Genomic DNA, 18,367 nt, shown 5'->3' on the forward strand with positions numbered 1-18,367 from the left:
TCAACACTCCTTTTATATTAGCTGCTTCTTCATGTCTATCGGTCATTTTATAATTAGCCCATAAACTAAACATTATATTTTCATTGTTCGGCAAAAAAGATAAGGCGTATTTATAGTATTTCTCTGCTAGTTTATCATTACCGTTTACCTCATAAATATGGGCTAAACGGTAAATGCAAAAACCTTTATCTTCTTTATTAAAATTATTACCTGTAGAATTATTATTAATCGTTTCTTCCAAAAGTTTACATGCTTCATCATAATAATTGTTATTTATTAACATCTCAGAAAGCTGATTTACTATATCAAAATAATACTTTATGTGAGATACTAACTCTTTAGTAAATTTAACCTGAAAATCTGTTTTCATAAACTTCAACAAATAAAACAGAGTTTCCGTACATTCTTTATGTTTTGCATAGTTCTTTGTATTAAGCATTAATGTTAAAGATATATTTACTCTAGTGAATATATCGCTTAATATTGTTTCTGCTGCTTCGGTATGATTGTTTAATATACTATAATAAAATGCCTCACTCATTGCTTGAACTTTAAGGAAAATATTTTCTATAGGATCAAGAGATTTTACAGTAAATTTATTTTGTAAGGTATAACTGTTCTTAACATTTGAACTGAGGTTATAAAATAGTACATTCCCTTTTTGTTGTATGTTATACTTTTTTAATAATTCATGCCCTTTAAATTCGTCATATTTATAATTATTAAAAAACATTTCAATTACGCCGATTTTCTTTTCTACAATTCTCTCAGCTTCTTCATCTAAATATTTAAAAAGGTAAAGTATTGTTTCTATTGCAGCATTTACATTTTGTAAATATGGAAGATTTTTAACTATCGTATTTGCTTTAAGAGTAGGATTAATTGTTCTAAACTTATTTATTTCGTCTTTCGATAACATAGTAATTACTATATTATTGCTAGATTTAATATGAGAAGAATGTTTTACAATGGAAGGTTTAGAATTTTTCATAATAAATAACCTATAAATTTGGCGCGCATTATAAAATAAATTCTATTTTCTGTAAAGAATAATTAATTTTTAAATGAAATTTTAATAAATAGTATGATCTGCTATTATTAGACACGGTATTGTTTATCAATATAATTCTGCGATATTTTTCACAGTTATTAATACTCTGTTTTTACAAAATAGAGACCGGAGGCGGGAGCAGTAGGACCAGCGACTTTTCTATCTTTGGCTTCTAGAACATCTTTAATTTGTTCTGCTTGCCAAACATTCTTACCGACAAGCACTAAACTACCGACAATATTACGCACCATATGATGCAAAAATGATGGGGCTGAAAGATATAATTTTATTTCTTCGTCTTCTTTAACAATATTAAGTTCAGTTAAAGTTTTAATCGGTGATTTTGATTGACATGAGCTAACCCTAAAGGAAGTAAAATCATGTTTGCCTAATAGATAAGCGGCAGCTTTTTGCATAGCTAGAATATCTAAAGGTGAACTAATCCACCATGCTCTATTTAAATCAATTACCGATGGATAAGGTCTATTAATAATTCTATATATATAATGACGAGAGGTGGCTGAAAATCTTGCATGAAAATTATTTGGGACTATTTCGCAACGCCATACCGCTACTGCATAAGGTCTTACAAAATAGTTGATAGCTGTAATAATTTTATGAGGTTCTAAATGTTTTAAAAGATCAAAATGTGCTACTTGACCTATAGCATGAACACCGGCATCTGTTCTTCCTGATCCAAACAATACTATTTGTTCACCGGAAAATTTATAAATCGCTTCTTCTAGTATTTGTTGTACCGACATTACTCCTGCTTGCCTTTGCCAACCTGCAAGATCCGTGCCTAAATATTCAATGGTAATCTTATATCGATACATAAGGGGATTGTTATTGTCATTCCTGCGGAAAGGATACCTAAGCCGTCATTGCGAGGAGGCATTGCCCGCGTGGACCTATTTTTCCGTCATTGCGAGGAGCGAAGCGACGCGGCAATCCAGAAAATAATTAAAAAAATTCTGATTTACAGAATTTTTTACTGGATTGCTTCGTCAATTACTTCGTAATTTCCTCGCAATGACGATTTGGTATCCATGCAACAAGCCACGGGATGACAGCACAAATATTATCACGCCTCTAGTAAATTGATGGATTACCGTCACCACGCTTTCCACCGCTTCTAAAGCTATTAAGCTTTTTGGATCTAATAGGGTGTTGTAACTTTCTTAAAGCTTTGGATTCAATTTGTCTTATACGTTCCCTAGTTACTTTAAATTGCTGCCCTACTTCTTCTAATGTATGGTCAGTATTCATACCTATACCGAAACGCATTCTAAGCACTCTTTCTTCACGGGGCGTAAGAGTTGCAAGTACTCTAGTGGTAACTTCTCGTAAATTTGACTGAATTGCTGCATCAATCGGTGCTACTGCATTCTTATCTTCAATAAAATCGCCTAATTGGCCGCCGTCACTATCATCACCTACGGGATTTTCAAGGCTTATAGGTTCTTTAGCTATTTTCATGACTTTACGCACTTTATCAAGTGGCATTGAAAGACGGTTAGCAATTTCCGTTGCTGTCGGTTCATAGCCGAGTTCATTAAGCATTTGCCTTGAAGTACGCAGTATCTTATTAATTGTTTCAATCATATGCACAGGAATACGTATAGTCCTTGCTTGATCTGCAATAGCTCTTGTTATAGCTTGTCTAATCCACCAAGTAGCATAGGTAGAGAATTTATAGCCACGGCGATATTCAAATTTATCCACCGCTTTCATAAGTCCTATATTACCTTCTTGAATTAAATCTAAAAACTGCAATCCCCTATTAGCATATTTTTTAGCGATAGATATAACTAAACGTAAATTCGCTTCTATCATATCTTTTTTTGCTTGTAGCGTTTGTCTCTCACTTTTTTGTATAGTATTCACTAGTTTTTTAAAATCATTAACTAAAAGCCCGGTATTAGATTCTATAAGCAATAATTCGGCAATCATTTGATCTATATAATCCGATTCTTTAGTAATTAACTCTTTCCAAGCGACTTTTTTATTTTTCAGCATTTTTTCTTTCCATGCGGCATTGATAACCGATCCTATATATTCATCTAGGAAATTTTGGCGAGTTACTCCGTATTTTTCAGCAAGTTTTAAAAAGGCTGTTTCTTTATTAATTAAATCACGATTTATTCCATACATCTTACCTAAAATTTCTTCTGTTCTTTTAGAATTAAAATGTATTTCCGAAACTTCATTTATCAATAATTCCAAATTATTATTATATTTTTTGCTATTTTGTAAAACCTTCGGCTCAAAAGATTTCTCATAACATTTTTTAGCTTCAATGAGTAGCTCTTCGCAAATAAAAGAAATCTTTTTCATACGCTCTATGATATTAGGTAATATCTGCGTTTCTACTCTAGACATAGATAAGTGATTATCCTCATGCTCTTCTCCTTCGGTCTCACTACTATGTTCTTCATCATTTTCGGATGTTTCATCATGTAACATGTTAGCTTCTAAATCTATCAGATCGCGTAGTAACATTTTTTCATTAACTAAATCTTCATACCATACTATAAAACAACGCATAGCAATAGGGCTTTTGCATAAGGAAGCAGTCATTGTTTTACGTCCTTCCTCAATCCTTTTTGCTATTTCTACTTCGTTTTCACGAGTTAAAAGATCGACGCCTCCCATATCCTTAAGATATAATCTTACGGGATCATCGGTAGTACCTATATTTTCTTCTTCTACCTCATCCTCAGGTTCATTATCAACATTGGTAGATAGCTTAAATTCTTCATCCATTCCGATATTAAGCTTAATTTCATCTTCTTCGTTAGATTCTAAAATATCTACTCCTGCATCGGAAAATTTTAATATAGCTTCCTCTAATTGTCTTATTGAAGGATTTTTATTAAGAGGAAGAGCTTTGTTTATATCATCATAAGTGACCGGTATCTTTTTAGATTTAGCTTTTTTAAGTAAACTATCTATTTTATCTAGATCATTGTCTATATTGCTATTGCTCATTAAATACCTATATGCTTTTTTCTTTTAAAAGAAGTTTGAAATAATTAAGTTATCGTGTGATTAATAAAAGATTTGTTTAAAACTTGAAGTTCATTTGCAATCTTCAGAATTTCTTTTTTATATAATAAAACTTTTTCAAAGTCGTGATTGTCTGTACTGTTTATGGTAATAGAGTATTCTTGCTGTAAATTTATTAGATAATATTTCTTATGTAGCCACTGCCATAATAAATCCAGTCTGATATTATTTTTATTAAATGAGATATCTAAAAACAAATTATCCGTTTTTGATAATAATAAAAAAATATCAAAAAAGCTAGTTTTTTCCACAATTGCAGTAATTTCACTTGCTTCTACGTTATTATCTATAATCTCGTTTAAATACCAATTACGGAATTCTTCAAGCGATTTATTATTAAAATTCAAATTTAAGATGAAATCTCTAATATCTTTTTCTTCAAGTATTATAGGAAATTTAACCAACAAAGCACAAAAAGCATGTTCTAGCATTTCAAGCTCTGAATAGCCGTGACTTGAAATTATAGGAACCGAATTTAAGTTTTTAGTTGTAGTTTTCTTCTGCTTTGTGACTAAATTTTGCCATATTTGATCTTTAAAAAACCTGTAATAACTTGCTTTTAAATTACTATCTGATATTTTACTACAATAATCTTTTAAATTTTTCTCTAAATTAGCTTTTTCTTCCGCAGTTTTAAAACTCTTGCCACTATACTCAATATACCAAATCATTTCTGATAGACTTATTCTTTTATCTATAAGCTTTGTAAAAAAATCAGCACCGTTTTTATTTACTGCATCGTCGGGATCAAGTCCGTTTGGTAACCTAATAAAAGAAATTTTCTTTTCACTATTAATAAGCGGTAATGCTAAGTTAATAGTTCTTATGCTAGCTTTTATACCTGCATTATCTCCATCAAGACATAATATAATTTCATCGCCGGCACGCCATAATTTATGTAAATGATTTTCAGTAACGCTAGTACCAAGGCTCGCAACCGCTTCGCTAAAGCCTGCTTGATGTAGTGCTATAACGTCAAAATAACCTTCTACTAGAATTGAGTGATTTTTTTTATAGCTACTGCTTATCGCTTTATGCTCACCGTATAGAGTTTCACTTTTTTGAAATACTGTAGTTTCAGGTGAATTCAAGTATTTAGGCATCCCCTCCCCTAGTACCCTACCGCCAAAGCCTACAATTTTATTGTAAATATTTCTAATTGGAATAGTAATACGGTTAGAAAATAAATTATATATTTCACCGTTTTCTCGCTTGCCGATTAGCCCTGCTTTACCAAGCTTTATAATATCTATATTTTTATCGTGAAAAAACTTTTCAAATTTATTATTCTTCGGAGCGAAGCCTATTGAAAACTCTTTTACTGTTTCTTCGGTAATACCCCTTTCGTGTAGATAATTTAATATTTCAGGCGTTAATTGTGTCCTGAAAAATTTATTGGCGAGTTCTAAAATATTTAGAATTTCATCGGATTCTTCATAAAATTCTTTCTGTTTCGCAGTTAATTTCGGTATCTCTATACCATAATCGGTTGCAAGCTTTATAGCAGACTCATTATAGGATAAACCGCTAATATTAGAAGTAAATTTTATAACGTCACCGGCTGCTTTACAACCAAAACAATAGAAAAATTTCTTACTATCACTAACTGTAAAAGATGGGGTCTTTTCTTGATGGAAAGGACATAAACCTACATAGTTACCGGATTTTCTAGTTAAAGCTACTTTTTGCCGTACTACATCGGATATGTTAATACGGTTTCTTAATAACTCATAAAATTCCGGTGCAACTCTCATTATATTACAATATGTAGGAAAGAATAGTTGTAGATAAACAATAAGAAAGCGGTATAGATAAATTATCGTTAATTCTTAAATCTTTTGAATAAAATTCAGCTGCCGTAGCCCCTATGCAGCTTATAATGATAATAATAAAACTCGTATTGTACCCTAAATAGAAATACACTAATATACTTATAAAAATTGCAGAAGCTAAGAAAGTAACAGAACCTGCTATAGATTTACCGTTACCTAAGCTATTTCCTATTTTAACGCCGACAAGAGCCGCTAAACAATCTGAAATAATTAAAATCAACCACGAACAAATCACTAAATTTTTAGGAAAAAGAAGAGCAGTTAAGAAAAAACCGAGCATCATAAAGCTAATGCCGCTTAGAGCAAAAGAACCGTTATTTTCTAGTGGCCTTATAACTTTTGAAAAAACTCTAGTTACAAATTCACTAATTTTTGCATTATTATGACGTGATACATCTAAATATAATGTAATAGCCGTTATTATAAATAATAATAACGTAATAGCGGTTCTTGGAATAAATAAATAAAGCAACGGAAATATTATAGCCGATAGGTGGAAAATTTTACGCTTTTTCTCAAAGTCAAAATCTTTAATTTCCATAGGATTACTAATTTGTTGCTATTGTTTATGAAAAATAATACCTACATCATTACAAGAAAGCATTGATGTTGTTGCATAACTCGAAAAACGCGTTCGATGTCATTCCCGCGTGGCGTTGTTGCGTGGATCGGTAAAACCTACTGTGTCACCCCGTGGCTTGACAGAGGTGAAATTGATCCACGCAACAACGCCACGCGGGAATGACATCTAAATTTAAAATTAACTATTTTTAGGCAATGCCAAATAATTAAAAAGGCTTATTTGACAAATTTAACTATTACAAATATACTTGCTGAAATCTATATTATTGAAAATAGTATACTAAAATTACTAAATCTATACAATATAATTATGAATACAAAATTTCCTATCACCGCTAAAGGTTTTGAAAAATTAGAACACGAGCTTAAACATTTAAAACATGTAGAGCGTAAAAAAATTAGTGAAGATATCGCAGAAGCACGAGAACACGGCGATTTATCCGAGAATGCGGAATATGAAGCGGCACGTGAGAAACAAGCATTTATAGAAGGACGTATTAAAGAGCTTAAAGATATGACGGCAAGAGCGGAAATTATTGATATTGGTAAATTATCAGGAGATAACATAAAATTCGGAGCTACGGTTACTTTGATTGACGACGATACTGAAGAAGAAGTAACATATATTATTGTAGGAGAATATGAAGCCGATATAACTAGAAAAAGAGTTTCAATCGCTTCTCCTATAGCAAAAGCTTTGATTGGAAAATCGGTAGGTGATTTTGTAGAAGTTACAACACCGAAAGGATCTAAATCATACGAAGTAGTTACCGTTGAATATAAAGAACTAGAGTTATAGTTTGATTTATTCATTGTCATACCATAGACAAGCCGGCGTTGTTGTATGAATCGTTTTATGTCATTCCTACGAAAGCAGGAATCTAGTAAAACCTATAAAAACCAAGGTTTTTATAGGTTTATTTTTCAAATAAATAACTTTTATATCGATATTTGAAATTATTTTTCTGGATTCCCGCCTACGCGGGAATGACATCGAGTAGGTTTTACAGGTCCATACAACAACGCAGGTACTACATTATAATCATTTCCTCTTAAACATCTCGAGCATTCTTTTTGTTACTATAAATCCGCCGAAGATATTTATAGAAGCAAGCAGCGTTGCAAAATACCCAAGTAAAACGGAAAACCCAAAAGCAAAGCTACTTGCGGCAATCATAGAACTAAGAACTATAATACCTGAAATAGCGTTAGTAATGGACATAAGCGGAGTATGGAGTGCAGGCGTTACTTTCCACACTACATAATATCCAACAAAAGAAGCTAATACAAAAATGGTTATAGCAAATACTAGCGGGTCTATAGTACTTGTGTTTGTTTGCCAACTAGTATCTATTACCAAATCTTTTAATTTATCTGATAATTCTTGAGTATTATGGGCAATTTCAGCCGCTTGTTTAGCCATTATCGGTAATTGATTCATATATTTAATTTCTCACTTACAATTTTTCCGTCTTTAGTAATCAACATATCACGTACTAACTCATCATCCATATTAAATTTACCGTCTTGCAGGGCATAACTAAGAAAATTATATAAATTCTTAGAGTAGAGTTTTGAGCTATCGGTAGCAATTTTAGTAGCAAGATTTGATAAACCTATTATGGTAACACCGTGTTTAGTAACGATCTTATCAGGTTCTGAACCTTCCACATTTCCTCCTGTAGAGGTCGCTATATCAACAATCACTGAGCCATGCTTCATAGATTCCAGCATTTTTTCCGTAACAAGCAGAGGTGCTTTTTTTCCTGGAATTTGTGCAGTAGTAATAACTATATCATATCCTTTAATAATTTTTGCTAAAAACTCTTCTTGTTTAGCTTTGTAATCTTCCGAACTCTCGTGAGCATAACCTGATTTATCCTGCAAATCTTCTTGTAGTTCCGGTGAAACAAACTTGGCTCCTAAGCTTTCTACCTGCTCTTTGGTAGCAGCTCTTACGTCATATCCTGCAACAATGCTACCGAGTCTTTTTGCCGTTGCAATAGCTTGAAGTCCTACAACACCGATACCAAGCACCAAAGTTTTACACGGTGAAATCGTCCCTGCTGCCGTCATCATCATAGGAAAAGCCTTTGTGTAATGATAGCTTGCTTCAATTACCGCTCTATAGCCTACTAAGTTACTTTGAGAAGATAAAGCGTCCATATTTTGAGCTTTAGTAATTCTTGGAACGAATTCCATAGCAAAAGTCATGAGTTTTTTTTTAGCTGCCGCTTTTATATATTCATGATTCAAATAAGGCGATAATAATCCTACAATAATTGCTCCTTTTTTTGCAAATTCAAGCTCACTATATTTATCCGTAACCGATGAAGGTTGCACCTTTAATATAATATCGGCATCGGAAATAATTTCGAGTGGTACCGAAGATATTTTAGCACCTAGAACAGCATATTCTTCATCAAGAAAACCAGCATGAAGCCCTATATCTTTTTCTACCGTAACCGCATAGCCTTTTTTGACTAGCAATCCTGCTACTTCAGGCGTTATAGCAACTCGCGTTTCATGCTTGGCTTTTTCTTTTAAAGCAACGATTTTCATAAATATACTCCAAAGTAAAATGAAGAATCAGTAGACGAAGGGCAATTTCAAAAAGAGCAAGGAGTTCAAAGTCCTTGGAGCGGAGCGTATACTTAATACGTGAGTACCACAGCTCTTGTAGAACGACGTAGCCAATTTTTGAAATTCTACCTGAGTATACTAGAGTATACTAAATTATATTTTGCATTAACTGAATACATAAGGTATTTTAAACATAATTTAAAATATAAAACAACGAAAATGAAAAAAATATTTTTTCTAATCATTATTTATCTTTTTGTGAATTCAAGCTTAGCATTTGGGACAGATGATAAAACAGCTATTTCGGAGCTAAAAACTTATCTACATACGATAAAATCGGTTGCTATAGATTTTACTCAAGAAGATTCGTACGGTAAAATAGTTAAAGGAAAATTACTAATCCACAAACCTTATAATTTTAGATGTAATTATTATCCTCCTTTCCCTTTAGTTATAATAGGTACTAAAAATTTCGTATCGATGTATGATTATGATATGGAGCAAGTAAGCCGTATTAATAGAAGCGAAAATACATTTAATTTTTTATTAGAAGATAATAAGCATTTTGACAAGGATTTTGTTTTTGAATCGGTAATCAATGAAGGAAATATTTCTAAAATTACTATCTATCATACTCTAACGGAAAAGCGTAGCGAAATTACTTTTAATAAAGCTACTAAACAAATTGAAGCATTAAAAATATTTGAAGAGAATAATATAGTCACTATTACTTTTGATAAAATAGCTAAAGTACAAAAATTTTCCGATGATTTGTTTAAATTAAAAAACCCTGAAATATTCGGTCCACCTGAAAGGTTAACAAAATCGGAAATAGAAAAAAAATATATTGTTTCTTGAAAATAAACAGGTTATGTTAATTATGCTAGTAGTGGGCATTGTGCCTGTTTAGTCGGTCAGGTCTGAAAGGAAGCAGCCAGAGTGGGATTCGGTGGGTCATTACTAGCATAGTAGTTAATTCAGACCCACTTGGTGCTTCGTTGTTCGTCGACTCGCCTATTATTCTCACGCCTGTCACCAAATGGGTCTGAATTAACTATATTATACCTTGCGGGAATGACACTAAAAAAATCAAATCACTCTTCAAAATTTAAATCGTGCTAGATATAAATTCATCTAATCAGTATATTCCTTTTGCAAGGAAATATCGTCCTAGTAATTTTACCGAGCTTCAGGGGCAAGAGGTATTAGTCAAAGTTTTAAGCTATACTATTTTAAATGATAGGCTCACCGGAGGCTATCTTTTAACAGGTATTAGAGGGGTCGGCAAAACTACTTCCGCCCGAATTATTGCTAAAGCCGTAAATTGCTCTGCTTTAATTACTGAAAACACGACCATTAAAACATGTGAGCAGTGTACAAACTGCATTAGTTTTAACAACCATAATCACCCTGATATAATCGAAATTGACGCAGCAAGTAAAACTAGCGTAGATGATATACGTAGAATTATAGAATCCGCTGAATATAAACCTCTGCAAGGGAAGCATAAAATCTTTATTATCGATGAAGTGCATATGCTCTCTAAGGGAGCATTTAATGCACTTCTTAAGACTTTAGAAGAACCGCCGCCTCATATAATATTTATCTTTGCAACGACGGAAGTACAAAAGATACCTGCAACTATTATCTCAAGATGTCAACGCTATGATTTAAGGCGGTTGAGTTTTGAAGAGATTTTTAAGCTACTTGAATATATAACTAAGCAGGAAAATTTAAAAACCGATATAGAGGCCCTTAGAATTATAGCTCATAAATCTGAAGGGTCGGCACGTGATGCAGTATCTATTTTAGATCAAGCAGCTAGTATGTCGGCAAAATCCGATAATATAATTAGCCCTCAAATAATTAATCAAATGCTTGGGCTTGTTGATAGTTCGGTTATAATAGAATTTGTCGAATGTATTATCCACAGAGAGACGGAAAAAGCTATAAATTTAATAAATAAGCTTTATGATTTTTCGGTTAATCTTGAGATTTTTATAGAATCGGTAGCAGATTTTATTGCGTATCTTAATAAAGTAAAAATGTTACCTAATTATAGTTTGCCTATATATGAATCGTTTAATGATAGAACTAAAAACCTACTAAATACAACCAACTTGCCGTATTTATCAATCTTATGGCAAATATATAATAAGGGAGTAGGGGAAATAAAAATTTCCTATAATCAACTAACAGAAACGGAAATGTTAGTTATAAAATCTATATATTCGACATCGCTACCCTTGCTTGCAGATTTTAGCGGTAATAATCAAAATTTAAATCAACCAATTAATCCGGAAATAAAAAAAAAATTTGAAATTATAGATTTTCTTGAATATCTATATAAAAATAATGAGATAGATATATATTACTTCCTACTTAATAACACAGAACTTAAAAATCTCAGTGATAATAGATTAGAACTTGTAAGCCTTGAAGTTACAAGCAAAATAAAAAAACAAATAGAAGATTTGTTAGCTGCTTTTACTAAAGAGAAGCTTGAGATAGTAATCATAAAGGAACAGAACAAGCAAACCTTAAAGAATCAGTTAATAGGTAAGATTGAAGTAAGTAATGATTTTGGTTTAATTAAAAAACATTTTCCTAATGTAACAATTTCAGATATATTACTTAAAAATTAAAGGATAGAATTATGGTAAATTTTAATCAGTTTTTAAAGCAAGCCCAATCAATGCAAAAGAAAATGCAAGAAGCTCAAGAGCAAATGGCGAATGCAAGATATACCGGTAAAGCCGGCGGCGGGCTTGTTGAGGTTATTGCAACAGGTAAAGGTGAAGTTGAAAAGATTACAATTGATGAATCTTTGTTAAAACCGGAAGAAAAAGAAATGCTTGAGGATTTAATTAAAGTTGCCTTTAACGATGCTAAGCAAAAATGCGATGAAGATTCTCAAAATTCTTTATCAGGAGCTTTAAACGGTATGAGCTTACCGCCTGGTTTCAAAATGCCGTTTTAATACGGCGTTTATGGTTTAAAATCGTCATTGCGAGCAGCCATAGGCTGCGTGGCAATCTCGTGCCAAAATCCTGAGATTGCTTCGTCAAAATTTTCAATTTTTCCTTGCAATGACGATGAAGTTTAATAATTCAAAATTAATAAATCCTTATCAATCCTGAAACCTTTAAAACGCTTAAGTAGCGACATACCGAGTAGTGAAATATCAAGGTCACCTAGACCTACATGTCCTTTGATGTTCTTAAATTCCGTACCGATTACTACACTATTTAAGGTTATAGGGGCGGCTTTATTTTCGCCGTTAGCTGTTAGATAAGTTCTAGTATATTTTAATTTAGTTAAGTCAAAGCCTAATTTTTGAGCATCTTCTTTAGTTAAAGCTATATCGCTTGCACCGGTATCTACCATAAATTTTATTTTAACGTTATTTACAAAAGCATTGATATAAAAATGCCCGTCCCCACTACGAGCTATAATAATTTCTCCGACTTCAGTAGACCATTTATATGATGGAATCAAAGCAGACATTACCCTATGATAAGCATAGTTCAGCTCAAACCTAAAAGCATAACCGGTTATTATAACTAAAAAAATTGCTGCCCACATTGCTAATTGCAAACAAAATCTGCGTATTTCATTTTGGCTAATAGTACTGTAAATTATACTAAATAATATTAATAACGACGCACAAAAACTTCCTATATTTTGTGGCTCTTTGAAAAATTTTGGATAATGCTGATTGATATATTTGTATAATAAACCGGTTACAATTACGGTACTGCAAATTATAAAAATAAGTTTTATAAGTTTTTTATTCATATAATATAACTTTTTTAATCCATATAATCAAACCAAAGTCCCAACCCATTTTTAAGTGGAAAACTACCTTCTTGGTTCACTAGAATAATAATTCCAAGTTCTTCTGAGGGTATAAAACCAATAAAAGAATTAATACCGTTAATATAGCCTGAGTGAAAAAATTAAATCCTTATTTGAGCGTCCTTTTACTTTAAGAATACGCCATCCAAGAGCGTAATATGACTCAATCATTTTTTGATCAATAGGCCAAATCGGTTGCCATTTAAATCCAAAAACATCTTTGTTTGATTTTACTATTTTATACATACGATCTAAAGTACTTTTAGAAATAAGATTCGGTTTATAACCAAAACTAAGTTTGAATATTTCAATCATTCCATCTATCGATGCAAAAATACCGGCAGATGCAGGTACCGTCTTTGGGTAGTAAGGCGGAAACGGAAGCAATGTTATTACCTCTTGTCCATCTATTATTGCTTTAGAATGCGGATAAGCAAGTTGTATATTCGGCTCTAGCGGTAATATTTGTATATCTCGCGTTTTAAGCGTTGTACGCAAATTATCTATTGCAGCATTTAAACTTGATTTTTTATAATTTAAAGCTTCTTCAAGTAAACTAAAAACGATATTACTATATTTATAACATTGCCCTGGTTTACAACTAGCTTGTTGTTTTTTTAGCAACGTTAAAAGCTTTGAGCGACTCATCCCTTGCTCAAATTCAATATTTCCTGAGAATTGATAACCTGTGGTATGGCTTAAAATATTATTAAGACTAATAGTATTTTTTAAGTATGGTAATTTGAATTTTTCATCAAAATCTAAACTTCCTTGATCTACCATTAATGCGATTGCCGTTGCTGAAACGGCTTTTGAAACCGATGCTAACGGAAATAGAGTTTTATCCGTAATAACTCCTTTATCACCTTTCTGATTTCCAAACATTGTTTTATAAATAACTTCACCTTTGTATAAAATTGCAATTGCTCCTCCTTGTAATTCGTCTTTTTGCAATTCAAGTTTTTTAATAAAACTTTTTAGTTTTTGAGGTAATTCTACTCGTGTCTGTGCAAAGACTGTAGAACATAACAATAATGATATTATACTAAAAAATAAGATAAGCTTTTTATTCATATGGCGATATTATTTATTGATTCTATGTCATTCCTAGCTAAAAGCAGGAATCCAGCTTTCTAAACAAATTATATACTAAATTTTTATATGATTTTTTTTATTTTTATCATTTTTTACTGGATTCCCGCTTTTAGTTAGGAATGACAAAATGTGCATATCACATTAAATCACCGATATTCTCTAAAAACAACCTAGCTCGATGCGATGCCGGTTTATTAAAAAACTCCTTAGCAGACTGATTTGTCAAAATCTGCCCTTGATCCATAAAAATAACACGATCCGCTATTAATTTTGCAAACTTCAAATGATGCGTGACTACTACCATACTCATTTGATCTTTTAATAAATTTATATTCTCTATAACATCTTTAATATTTTCGGGATCGAGTGCCGAAGTCGGTTCATCGAATAACAAAATTTCCGGTTTCATCATTAAGGCTCTTGCTATTGCTATACGTTGTTTCTGTCCTCCTGATAGACTTGCCGGATATGAGTCAAATTTTTGCGTTAGCTTAAATTTTGCAAGTAATTCCTTTGCCATAGAAATTGCTTGTTCCTTTGGCAAATTTAATACATTTACCGGTGTATAAATTAGGTTTTCTCCTACCATTAAATGCGGAAAGAGATTAAAATTTTGAAAAACCATACCGACTTTTAAACGAAGCTTTCTTCTATCTTTAGATAATAGATTCTTCCCGTCTACCAAAAAAGTACCGCTACTTGGTTCTTCTAAATTATTTAAAATTCTAAGCAGAGTAGTTTTTCCACTTCCCGAAGGTCCAATTATTACAGTAGTTTCTTTAGTAGTAAAATCTAAATCAATATTCTTAATTGCATAATTTTTGCCGTAACGCTTACAAACTTTTTCTAAAATAATCATAAACTAAACCGTAAATTTATAACTGTCATAAAGCGGCTTAACATTATTTGGAAGCATTTTCGTAATCTCATGATAATCTATCGTATGTCTCATATTGGTTAATAATATCTGCTCAGGTTTATATTTTTCACGCCATTCTAGAACTTTATCAAGCCCTGCATGATTCGGATTTGATTTATAATCCATACAATCTAAAATCCATATTTTTATATCTTTTAAAAATTTTTCCGATTCAGGCGGAAAATCTATTACGTCAGGCGAATAAACGAAATCACCTATACGTAAGCCCAAACTATCTATAGGTCCATGATGTTGTCTAAAAAACTGTACTTCAATAGTATTAATCTTAATTTTATCAAAAAAACTAACAGATTGAGTTGTGAGCAGTCGCCCAAGTTTAAATAACTTATTATCAAATAGATAATCAAATTTTGTATGGAGCTTTGCCGTACTATCGTGATCTGTATAGATTTCAAATGGCTTACCTTGCATAAAAGTAAATACCCGTAAATCATCGATGCCGTTAACGTGATCGGAATGATAATGTGTTAATATAGCACAATCGAGCTTATTTATCTTTTCTCGTAATAGTTGATTTCTAATATCAAAACCGAAATCAACTAATATTTGACTATTTTCATCTTTAATATATATTGCTGATCTAGTCCTTTTATTGTACTTTGAATTCGATAAGCATATACTGCAATCACACCCGATTACCGGTACACCTATAGATGCTCCACACCCAAGTATTGTTACTTGTAACATAAATATTTAAACTGATGTTTGAAGTTTTTTATAATTTTTGCGGCTTAAATCAAGAAATATTCTTATTTTTGAATAAAGTTACTAATATTGGATTTATACCTTATTTTTTAAAAATAATTTCGTTTTGTTTTAATATCGCTAATTTCGCCTTAATATATATTTTATACTGTATATATTTTTATATTCAATTAAAGAAAATTAAAAATGATAATGAACGGCAAAATAAATTTTGGCACAATTATAATAAATTAGTTGATATCAGTATAATATACGGGGTATTCGGTTTAATTTTTACCGCTCTTAAATTTTCAGTTAATTTCCCTCGCCCTTATTGCAGTCTTCCTGCTGATAGTTTCATGACCATAATAAATACTGCAAATGAAAGATGCTTTTCGAGCTTTCCAAGCAGCCACGCAGCTCTTAGCGTTTTGGTAACATATTTTATTTGGGATTATATTAAATTACCGTTAAAAATCTTAATGATTTGTGTTATCATACTCGTGTCTTTATCTCGTATAAGCCTTGCCATGCATTACCCAAGTGATATAATTTACGGCATCGCTATTGCATTTATAACAATACTGATAGGTAAATTAATTTATCGAATCTTTGCAAATAATATAATAAGAAAGGTTGGAGAGTTAATTCTTACTACATATAAAAAACTTGATTTTTAATCTTGAAAGTTTTTAATATAACTGCTACAATGTAGCTACATTATTAAAAGAAGAATTTTTATGTCTGCTGATTCTATTGTGCGAGCCCGTATTAACGAAGATGTAAAAGAAGAAGCAGCCTTAGTACTTGCTGCTATGGGGCTTACTTTATCTGATGCTGTTCGTATGCTTTTATTTCGTGTTGCTCGTGAAAAAGCATTGCCGTTTGAACCGCTTATCCCAAATGATGAAACAATTAAGGCAATGAAAGCTGCAAGAAGCGGTAAATTAGTTCATGTTGGTAATATAAATAATTTTTTGTCCGATTTAAATGAGAATGATTAAACGTACTGCACAGTTTAAACGTAATTATAAGCGTGAAAAACGTAGAAAACACGGAATAAATTTGGACGATATTTTATTGAAAGCAGTTAAGTACTTGATTGCTGATACAACATTACCTGTAAATATGAGAGATCATGCTCTTATAGGTAATTGGAAAGATTGTAGAGATTGTCATATTAAACCGGATTTAGTACTAATTTATAGAAAACCCGATGCTGACACATTGGAATTAATACGATTAGGCTCACACAATGAACTTGGTTTTTAGTTATGTTTCTACAAAACCCATCCGATCATCCATAGTACTGGACTCGTCATTGTAAGTCAGCATTTATGCTGGCATGGCAATCTCAGGAGTTTTTTTATATTATCTTATGAGATTGCCGCATCGTTGCTAACTCAACTCCTCGCAATGACAAGTCCGGTACTATGGGAATGACATCAAAAAATCAAACAAACATTATGCTACTATACCGAAAATACTTTATAAAAAATATCTTACCACTGCTTATAGTCGTTACTTTTTCAGTGACTAGTATAGTATGGATAACGCAAATATTAAAACTTTTATACTTATTTGATAAAGGTATAAAAGTTATGGACTTCTTCAGTTTAATAGTTCTAGTACTTCCTACTTTATTATTTATTCTGTTACCGGTAATAACGGTTATTGCCGTGATCTATATCTATAATAATTTAAAAGTCGAGCGACAATTAATTATATTACAAGCTTCGGGAGTTAATAATGTACAGCTAGCATTGCCTGCTTTATATATCGCATTAATAGTTATGCTACTTGCTTATTATATATCTTCTACCATCCTGCCGTTATCTCATATAAACTTAAAATCACGTTTAAACTTTATAAAGAATAATTATATCTCAAGCATGATTGAAGAGAAAACTTTTAATAAAGTAACGAAAGATATCACTGTTTTTATAGATAAAAAATCAGCAGGAAATATTATGAACGGCGTAATAATATTTGATAATCGCAACACTGATAACCCATCAGTAGTATTTGCGGGTTCAGGTACTCTTAATATATATGATAATAGCCCGATTTTTGAACTTAATAAAGGCATAAGACAAGAATATGACGTAAACGGTAATTTAACTCAGTTAACTTTCGATTCTTTAATGATAAAACTACAAAATGATAATCCTTTAGTATCGCAAAGAACTAAACATAATAAAGAAGCAAACGAATATTATATAAGCGAATTACTTGCCCCTCCTCATGATTTAGCTATTACTAAAAAAATTAAATTAATTGCTGAAGCACATCAAAGAATAATTTGGCCTTTATATAATTTTGTATTACCTTTTTTAGCACTTGCAGTTTTTTTGAGATATCCTTATAGCAAAAAAACAACTTTTATGCCGGTATTATTTTCTGCCTTAACAGTATTGCTAGTTACTTCAATTCATTTTATATTGCAAAATTTTGCTTCAAAAAATCTAGATTTTATTTTTGCTTGTTATTCCAATTTAGTTATTGCTTTAACGATCGGATTATATTTATTTGTACGTAAAAGAATATAAGAGTCTATCTATAAAGTAACTTTAACTGATAATTAAAGAGATTTTATAGCGAAAATTAATAAGTTTTTTGCTGGAATAGCTAACCCTATTTCAAAAAGAATTTAATTAGCTTTAAAATTACTTT

At 31.5% G+C, this 18,367-nt stretch carries 20 protein-coding genes and 1 other RNA gene; 9 read left to right on the forward strand and 12 right to left on the reverse strand.

What is annotated here, in order from left to right; translation table 11 throughout:
* From SB78_RS02600 to SB78_RS02620, 5 genes are all read right to left on the reverse strand, one after another.
* Window positions 1-991 (reverse strand): tetratricopeptide repeat protein (locus SB78_RS02600; protein ID WP_041078406.1); only part of this gene is annotated, 991 nt, incomplete at its 3' end.
* 158 nt (window positions 992-1,149) lie between these two features.
* Complete coding sequence (gene truA, locus SB78_RS02605; RefSeq protein WP_041078408.1) at window positions 1,150-1,887, reverse strand: tRNA pseudouridine(38-40) synthase TruA; 738 nt, start codon at window positions 1,885-1,887, stop codon at window positions 1,150-1,152.
* A gap of 256 nt (window positions 1,888-2,143) precedes the next feature.
* Window positions 2,144-4,042, reverse strand: coding sequence for an RNA polymerase sigma factor RpoD (gene rpoD, locus SB78_RS02610; RefSeq protein WP_041078411.1), 1,899 nt, complete (start codon window positions 4,040-4,042; stop codon window positions 2,144-2,146).
* A 44-nt stretch (window positions 4,043-4,086) separates the two neighbouring features.
* Window positions 4,087-5,874 (reverse strand): DNA primase, encoded by a 1,788-nt coding sequence (dnaG, locus tag SB78_RS02615; RefSeq protein WP_041078413.1) that lies wholly within the window; start codon window positions 5,872-5,874, stop codon window positions 4,087-4,089.
* A 4-nt stretch (window positions 5,875-5,878) separates the two neighbouring features.
* On the reverse strand, window positions 5,879-6,493 hold the full coding sequence (locus tag SB78_RS02620) for a diacylglycerol/polyprenol kinase family protein (protein WP_041078415.1): 615 nt from the start codon (window positions 6,491-6,493) through the stop codon (window positions 5,879-5,881).
* Window positions 6,494-6,844: 351 nt separating this feature from the next.
* Here SB78_RS02620 and greA point away from each other — a divergent pair, with 351 nt between their 5' ends.
* Window positions 6,845-7,333, forward strand: a complete 489-nt coding sequence (greA, locus tag SB78_RS02625; protein ID WP_041078462.1) for a transcription elongation factor GreA — start codon at window positions 6,845-6,847, stop codon at window positions 7,331-7,333.
* A gap of 66 nt (window positions 7,334-7,399) precedes the next feature.
* Here greA and SB78_RS11460 read toward each other — a convergent pair whose 3' ends face one another.
* From SB78_RS11460 to SB78_RS02635, 3 genes are read right to left on the reverse strand one after another with little or no spacing between them, the layout of a single operon-like run.
* Window positions 7,400-7,528, reverse strand: coding sequence for a hypothetical protein (locus tag SB78_RS11460; protein WP_277813948.1), 129 nt, complete (start codon window positions 7,526-7,528; stop codon window positions 7,400-7,402).
* Window positions 7,529-7,576: 48 nt separating this feature from the next.
* Window positions 7,577-7,975, reverse strand: coding sequence for an NAD(P) transhydrogenase subunit alpha part 2 (locus SB78_RS02630; protein ID WP_041078417.1), 399 nt, complete (start codon window positions 7,973-7,975; stop codon window positions 7,577-7,579).
* Window positions 7,972-9,096, reverse strand: coding sequence for an NAD(P) transhydrogenase subunit alpha (locus tag SB78_RS02635; protein WP_041078419.1), 1,125 nt, complete (start codon window positions 9,094-9,096; stop codon window positions 7,972-7,974). Before SB78_RS02635 ends, SB78_RS02630 begins: the two co-directional genes overlap by 4 nt.
* A 240-nt stretch (window positions 9,097-9,336) precedes the next feature.
* Here SB78_RS02635 and SB78_RS02640 point away from each other — a divergent pair, with 240 nt between their 5' ends.
* The 4 genes from SB78_RS02640 (at window position 9,337) to SB78_RS02655 (ending at window position 12,097) form a co-directional block, all read left to right on the forward strand.
* A complete protein-coding gene (locus SB78_RS02640) occupies window positions 9,337-9,975 on the forward strand; it encodes an outer-membrane lipoprotein carrier protein LolA (protein ID WP_041078422.1) in 639 nt (212 codons plus the stop codon).
* 20 nt (window positions 9,976-9,995) lie between these two features.
* Window positions 9,996-10,089: signal recognition particle sRNA small type (ffs, locus tag SB78_RS02645), an RNA gene on the forward strand.
* 143 nt (window positions 10,090-10,232) lie between these two features.
* Window positions 10,233-11,762: a DNA polymerase III subunit gamma/tau gene (gene dnaX / locus SB78_RS02650; protein ID WP_041078424.1), complete on the forward strand. Its 1,530-nt coding sequence runs from the start codon at window positions 10,233-10,235 to the stop codon at window positions 11,760-11,762.
* Between the two features lie 11 nt (window positions 11,763-11,773).
* Window positions 11,774-12,097 (forward strand): YbaB/EbfC family nucleoid-associated protein, encoded by a 324-nt coding sequence (locus SB78_RS02655; protein ID WP_011271665.1) that lies wholly within the window; start codon window positions 11,774-11,776, stop codon window positions 12,095-12,097.
* Window positions 12,098-12,219: 122 nt separating this feature from the next.
* On the opposite strand, the gene SB78_RS02660 is transcribed toward SB78_RS02655, so the two are convergent.
* The 4 genes from SB78_RS02660 to SB78_RS02680 all read right to left on the reverse strand — a co-directional run bounded on the left by SB78_RS02660 (window position 12,220) and on the right by SB78_RS02680 (window position 15,697).
* Window positions 12,220-12,915, reverse strand: coding sequence for a TIGR02281 family clan AA aspartic protease (locus tag SB78_RS02660; protein ID WP_041078427.1), 696 nt, complete (start codon window positions 12,913-12,915; stop codon window positions 12,220-12,222).
* A 138-nt stretch (window positions 12,916-13,053) separates the two neighbouring features.
* A complete protein-coding gene (locus tag SB78_RS07775; RefSeq protein WP_241773681.1) occupies window positions 13,054-14,049 on the reverse strand; it encodes a serine hydrolase domain-containing protein in 996 nt (331 codons plus the stop codon).
* A gap of 157 nt (window positions 14,050-14,206) precedes the next feature.
* Window positions 14,207-14,929 carry an amino acid ABC transporter ATP-binding protein gene (locus SB78_RS02675; RefSeq protein WP_041078429.1) on the reverse strand — a complete coding sequence of 241 codons (723 nt, stop codon included), beginning with the start codon at window positions 14,927-14,929 and terminating at the stop codon, window positions 14,207-14,209.
* 3 nt (window positions 14,930-14,932) lie between these two features.
* On the reverse strand, window positions 14,933-15,697 hold the full coding sequence (locus SB78_RS02680; RefSeq protein ID WP_041078431.1) for an MBL fold metallo-hydrolase: 765 nt from the start codon (window positions 15,695-15,697) through the stop codon (window positions 14,933-14,935).
* 14 nt (window positions 15,698-15,711) lie between these two features.
* Between SB78_RS02680 and SB78_RS02685 the strand changes: the two genes are divergently transcribed.
* The 4 genes from SB78_RS02685 (at window position 15,712) to SB78_RS02700 (ending at window position 18,243) form a co-directional block, all read left to right on the forward strand.
* The gene (locus tag SB78_RS02685; RefSeq protein ID WP_041078433.1) at window positions 15,712-16,374 is read left to right on the forward strand and encodes a phosphatase PAP2 family protein; all 663 of its coding nucleotides are present in this window, start codon (window positions 15,712-15,714) and stop codon (window positions 16,372-16,374) included.
* A gap of 60 nt (window positions 16,375-16,434) precedes the next feature.
* Window positions 16,435-16,698: a type II toxin-antitoxin system RelB/DinJ family antitoxin gene (locus SB78_RS02690; RefSeq protein ID WP_041078435.1), complete on the forward strand. Its 264-nt coding sequence runs from the start codon at window positions 16,435-16,437 to the stop codon at window positions 16,696-16,698.
* The gene (locus SB78_RS02695; protein ID WP_458692634.1) at window positions 16,691-16,966 is read left to right on the forward strand and encodes a type II toxin-antitoxin system YafQ family toxin; all 276 of its coding nucleotides are present in this window, start codon (window positions 16,691-16,693) and stop codon (window positions 16,964-16,966) included. Before SB78_RS02690 ends, SB78_RS02695 begins: the two co-directional genes overlap by 8 nt.
* A gap of 194 nt (window positions 16,967-17,160) precedes the next feature.
* Window positions 17,161-18,243: an LptF/LptG family permease gene (locus SB78_RS02700; RefSeq protein WP_041078439.1), complete on the forward strand. Its 1,083-nt coding sequence runs from the start codon at window positions 17,161-17,163 to the stop codon at window positions 18,241-18,243.
* Window positions 18,244-18,367: the final 124 nt, after the last annotated feature.

It is taken from the genome of Rickettsia asembonensis (assembly GCF_000828125.2).
GTDB lineage: Bacteria > Pseudomonadota > Alphaproteobacteria > Rickettsiales > Rickettsiaceae > Rickettsia > Rickettsia asembonensis.

Excerpts from the sequence above, each read along its gene's own strand:
- SB78_RS02640 (WP_041078422.1), top strand. The coding sequence starts at position 9,337 with ATGAAAAAAATATTTTTTCTAATCATTATTTATCTTTTTGTGAATTCA.
- SB78_RS02680 (WP_041078431.1), bottom strand. The coding sequence starts at position 15,697 with ATGTTACAAGTAACAATACTTGGGTGTGGAGCATCTATAGGTGTACCG.
- rpoD (WP_041078411.1), bottom strand. The coding sequence starts at position 4,042 with ATGAGCAATAGCAATATAGACAATGATCTAGATAAAATAGATAGTTTA.
- SB78_RS07775 (WP_241773681.1), bottom strand. The coding sequence starts at position 14,049 with ATGAATAAAAAGCTTATCTTATTTTTTAGTATAATATCATTATTGTTA.
- SB78_RS02635 (WP_041078419.1), bottom strand. The coding sequence starts at position 9,096 with ATGAAAATCGTTGCTTTAAAAGAAAAAGCCAAGCATGAAACGCGAGTT.
- dnaG (WP_041078413.1), bottom strand. The coding sequence starts at position 5,874 with ATGAGAGTTGCACCGGAATTTTATGAGTTATTAAGAAACCGTATTAAC.
- SB78_RS11460 (WP_277813948.1), bottom strand. The coding sequence starts at position 7,528 with ATGTCATTCCCGCGTAGGCGGGAATCCAGAAAAATAATTTCAAATATC.
- SB78_RS02655 (WP_011271665.1), top strand. The coding sequence starts at position 11,774 with ATGGTAAATTTTAATCAGTTTTTAAAGCAAGCCCAATCAATGCAAAAG.
- SB78_RS02675 (WP_041078429.1), bottom strand. The coding sequence starts at position 14,929 with ATGATTATTTTAGAAAAAGTTTGTAAGCGTTACGGCAAAAATTATGCA.
- SB78_RS02690 (WP_041078435.1), top strand. The coding sequence starts at position 16,435 with ATGTCTGCTGATTCTATTGTGCGAGCCCGTATTAACGAAGATGTAAAA.
- SB78_RS02685 (WP_041078433.1), top strand. The coding sequence starts at position 15,712 with ATGTTTGAAGTTTTTTATAATTTTTGCGGCTTAAATCAAGAAATATTC.
- truA (WP_041078408.1), bottom strand. The coding sequence starts at position 1,887 with ATGTATCGATATAAGATTACCATTGAATATTTAGGCACGGATCTTGCA.
- SB78_RS02630 (WP_041078417.1), bottom strand. The coding sequence starts at position 7,975 with ATGAATCAATTACCGATAATGGCTAAACAAGCGGCTGAAATTGCCCAT.
- SB78_RS02700 (WP_041078439.1), top strand. The coding sequence starts at position 17,161 with ATGCTACTATACCGAAAATACTTTATAAAAAATATCTTACCACTGCTT.
- greA (WP_041078462.1), top strand. The coding sequence starts at position 6,845 with ATGAATACAAAATTTCCTATCACCGCTAAAGGTTTTGAAAAATTAGAA.
- SB78_RS02620 (WP_041078415.1), bottom strand. The coding sequence starts at position 6,493 with ATGGAAATTAAAGATTTTGACTTTGAGAAAAAGCGTAAAATTTTCCAC.
- SB78_RS02660 (WP_041078427.1), bottom strand. The coding sequence starts at position 12,915 with ATGAATAAAAAACTTATAAAACTTATTTTTATAATTTGCAGTACCGTA.
- SB78_RS02695 (WP_458692634.1), top strand. The coding sequence starts at position 16,691 with ATGATTAAACGTACTGCACAGTTTAAACGTAATTATAAGCGTGAAAAA.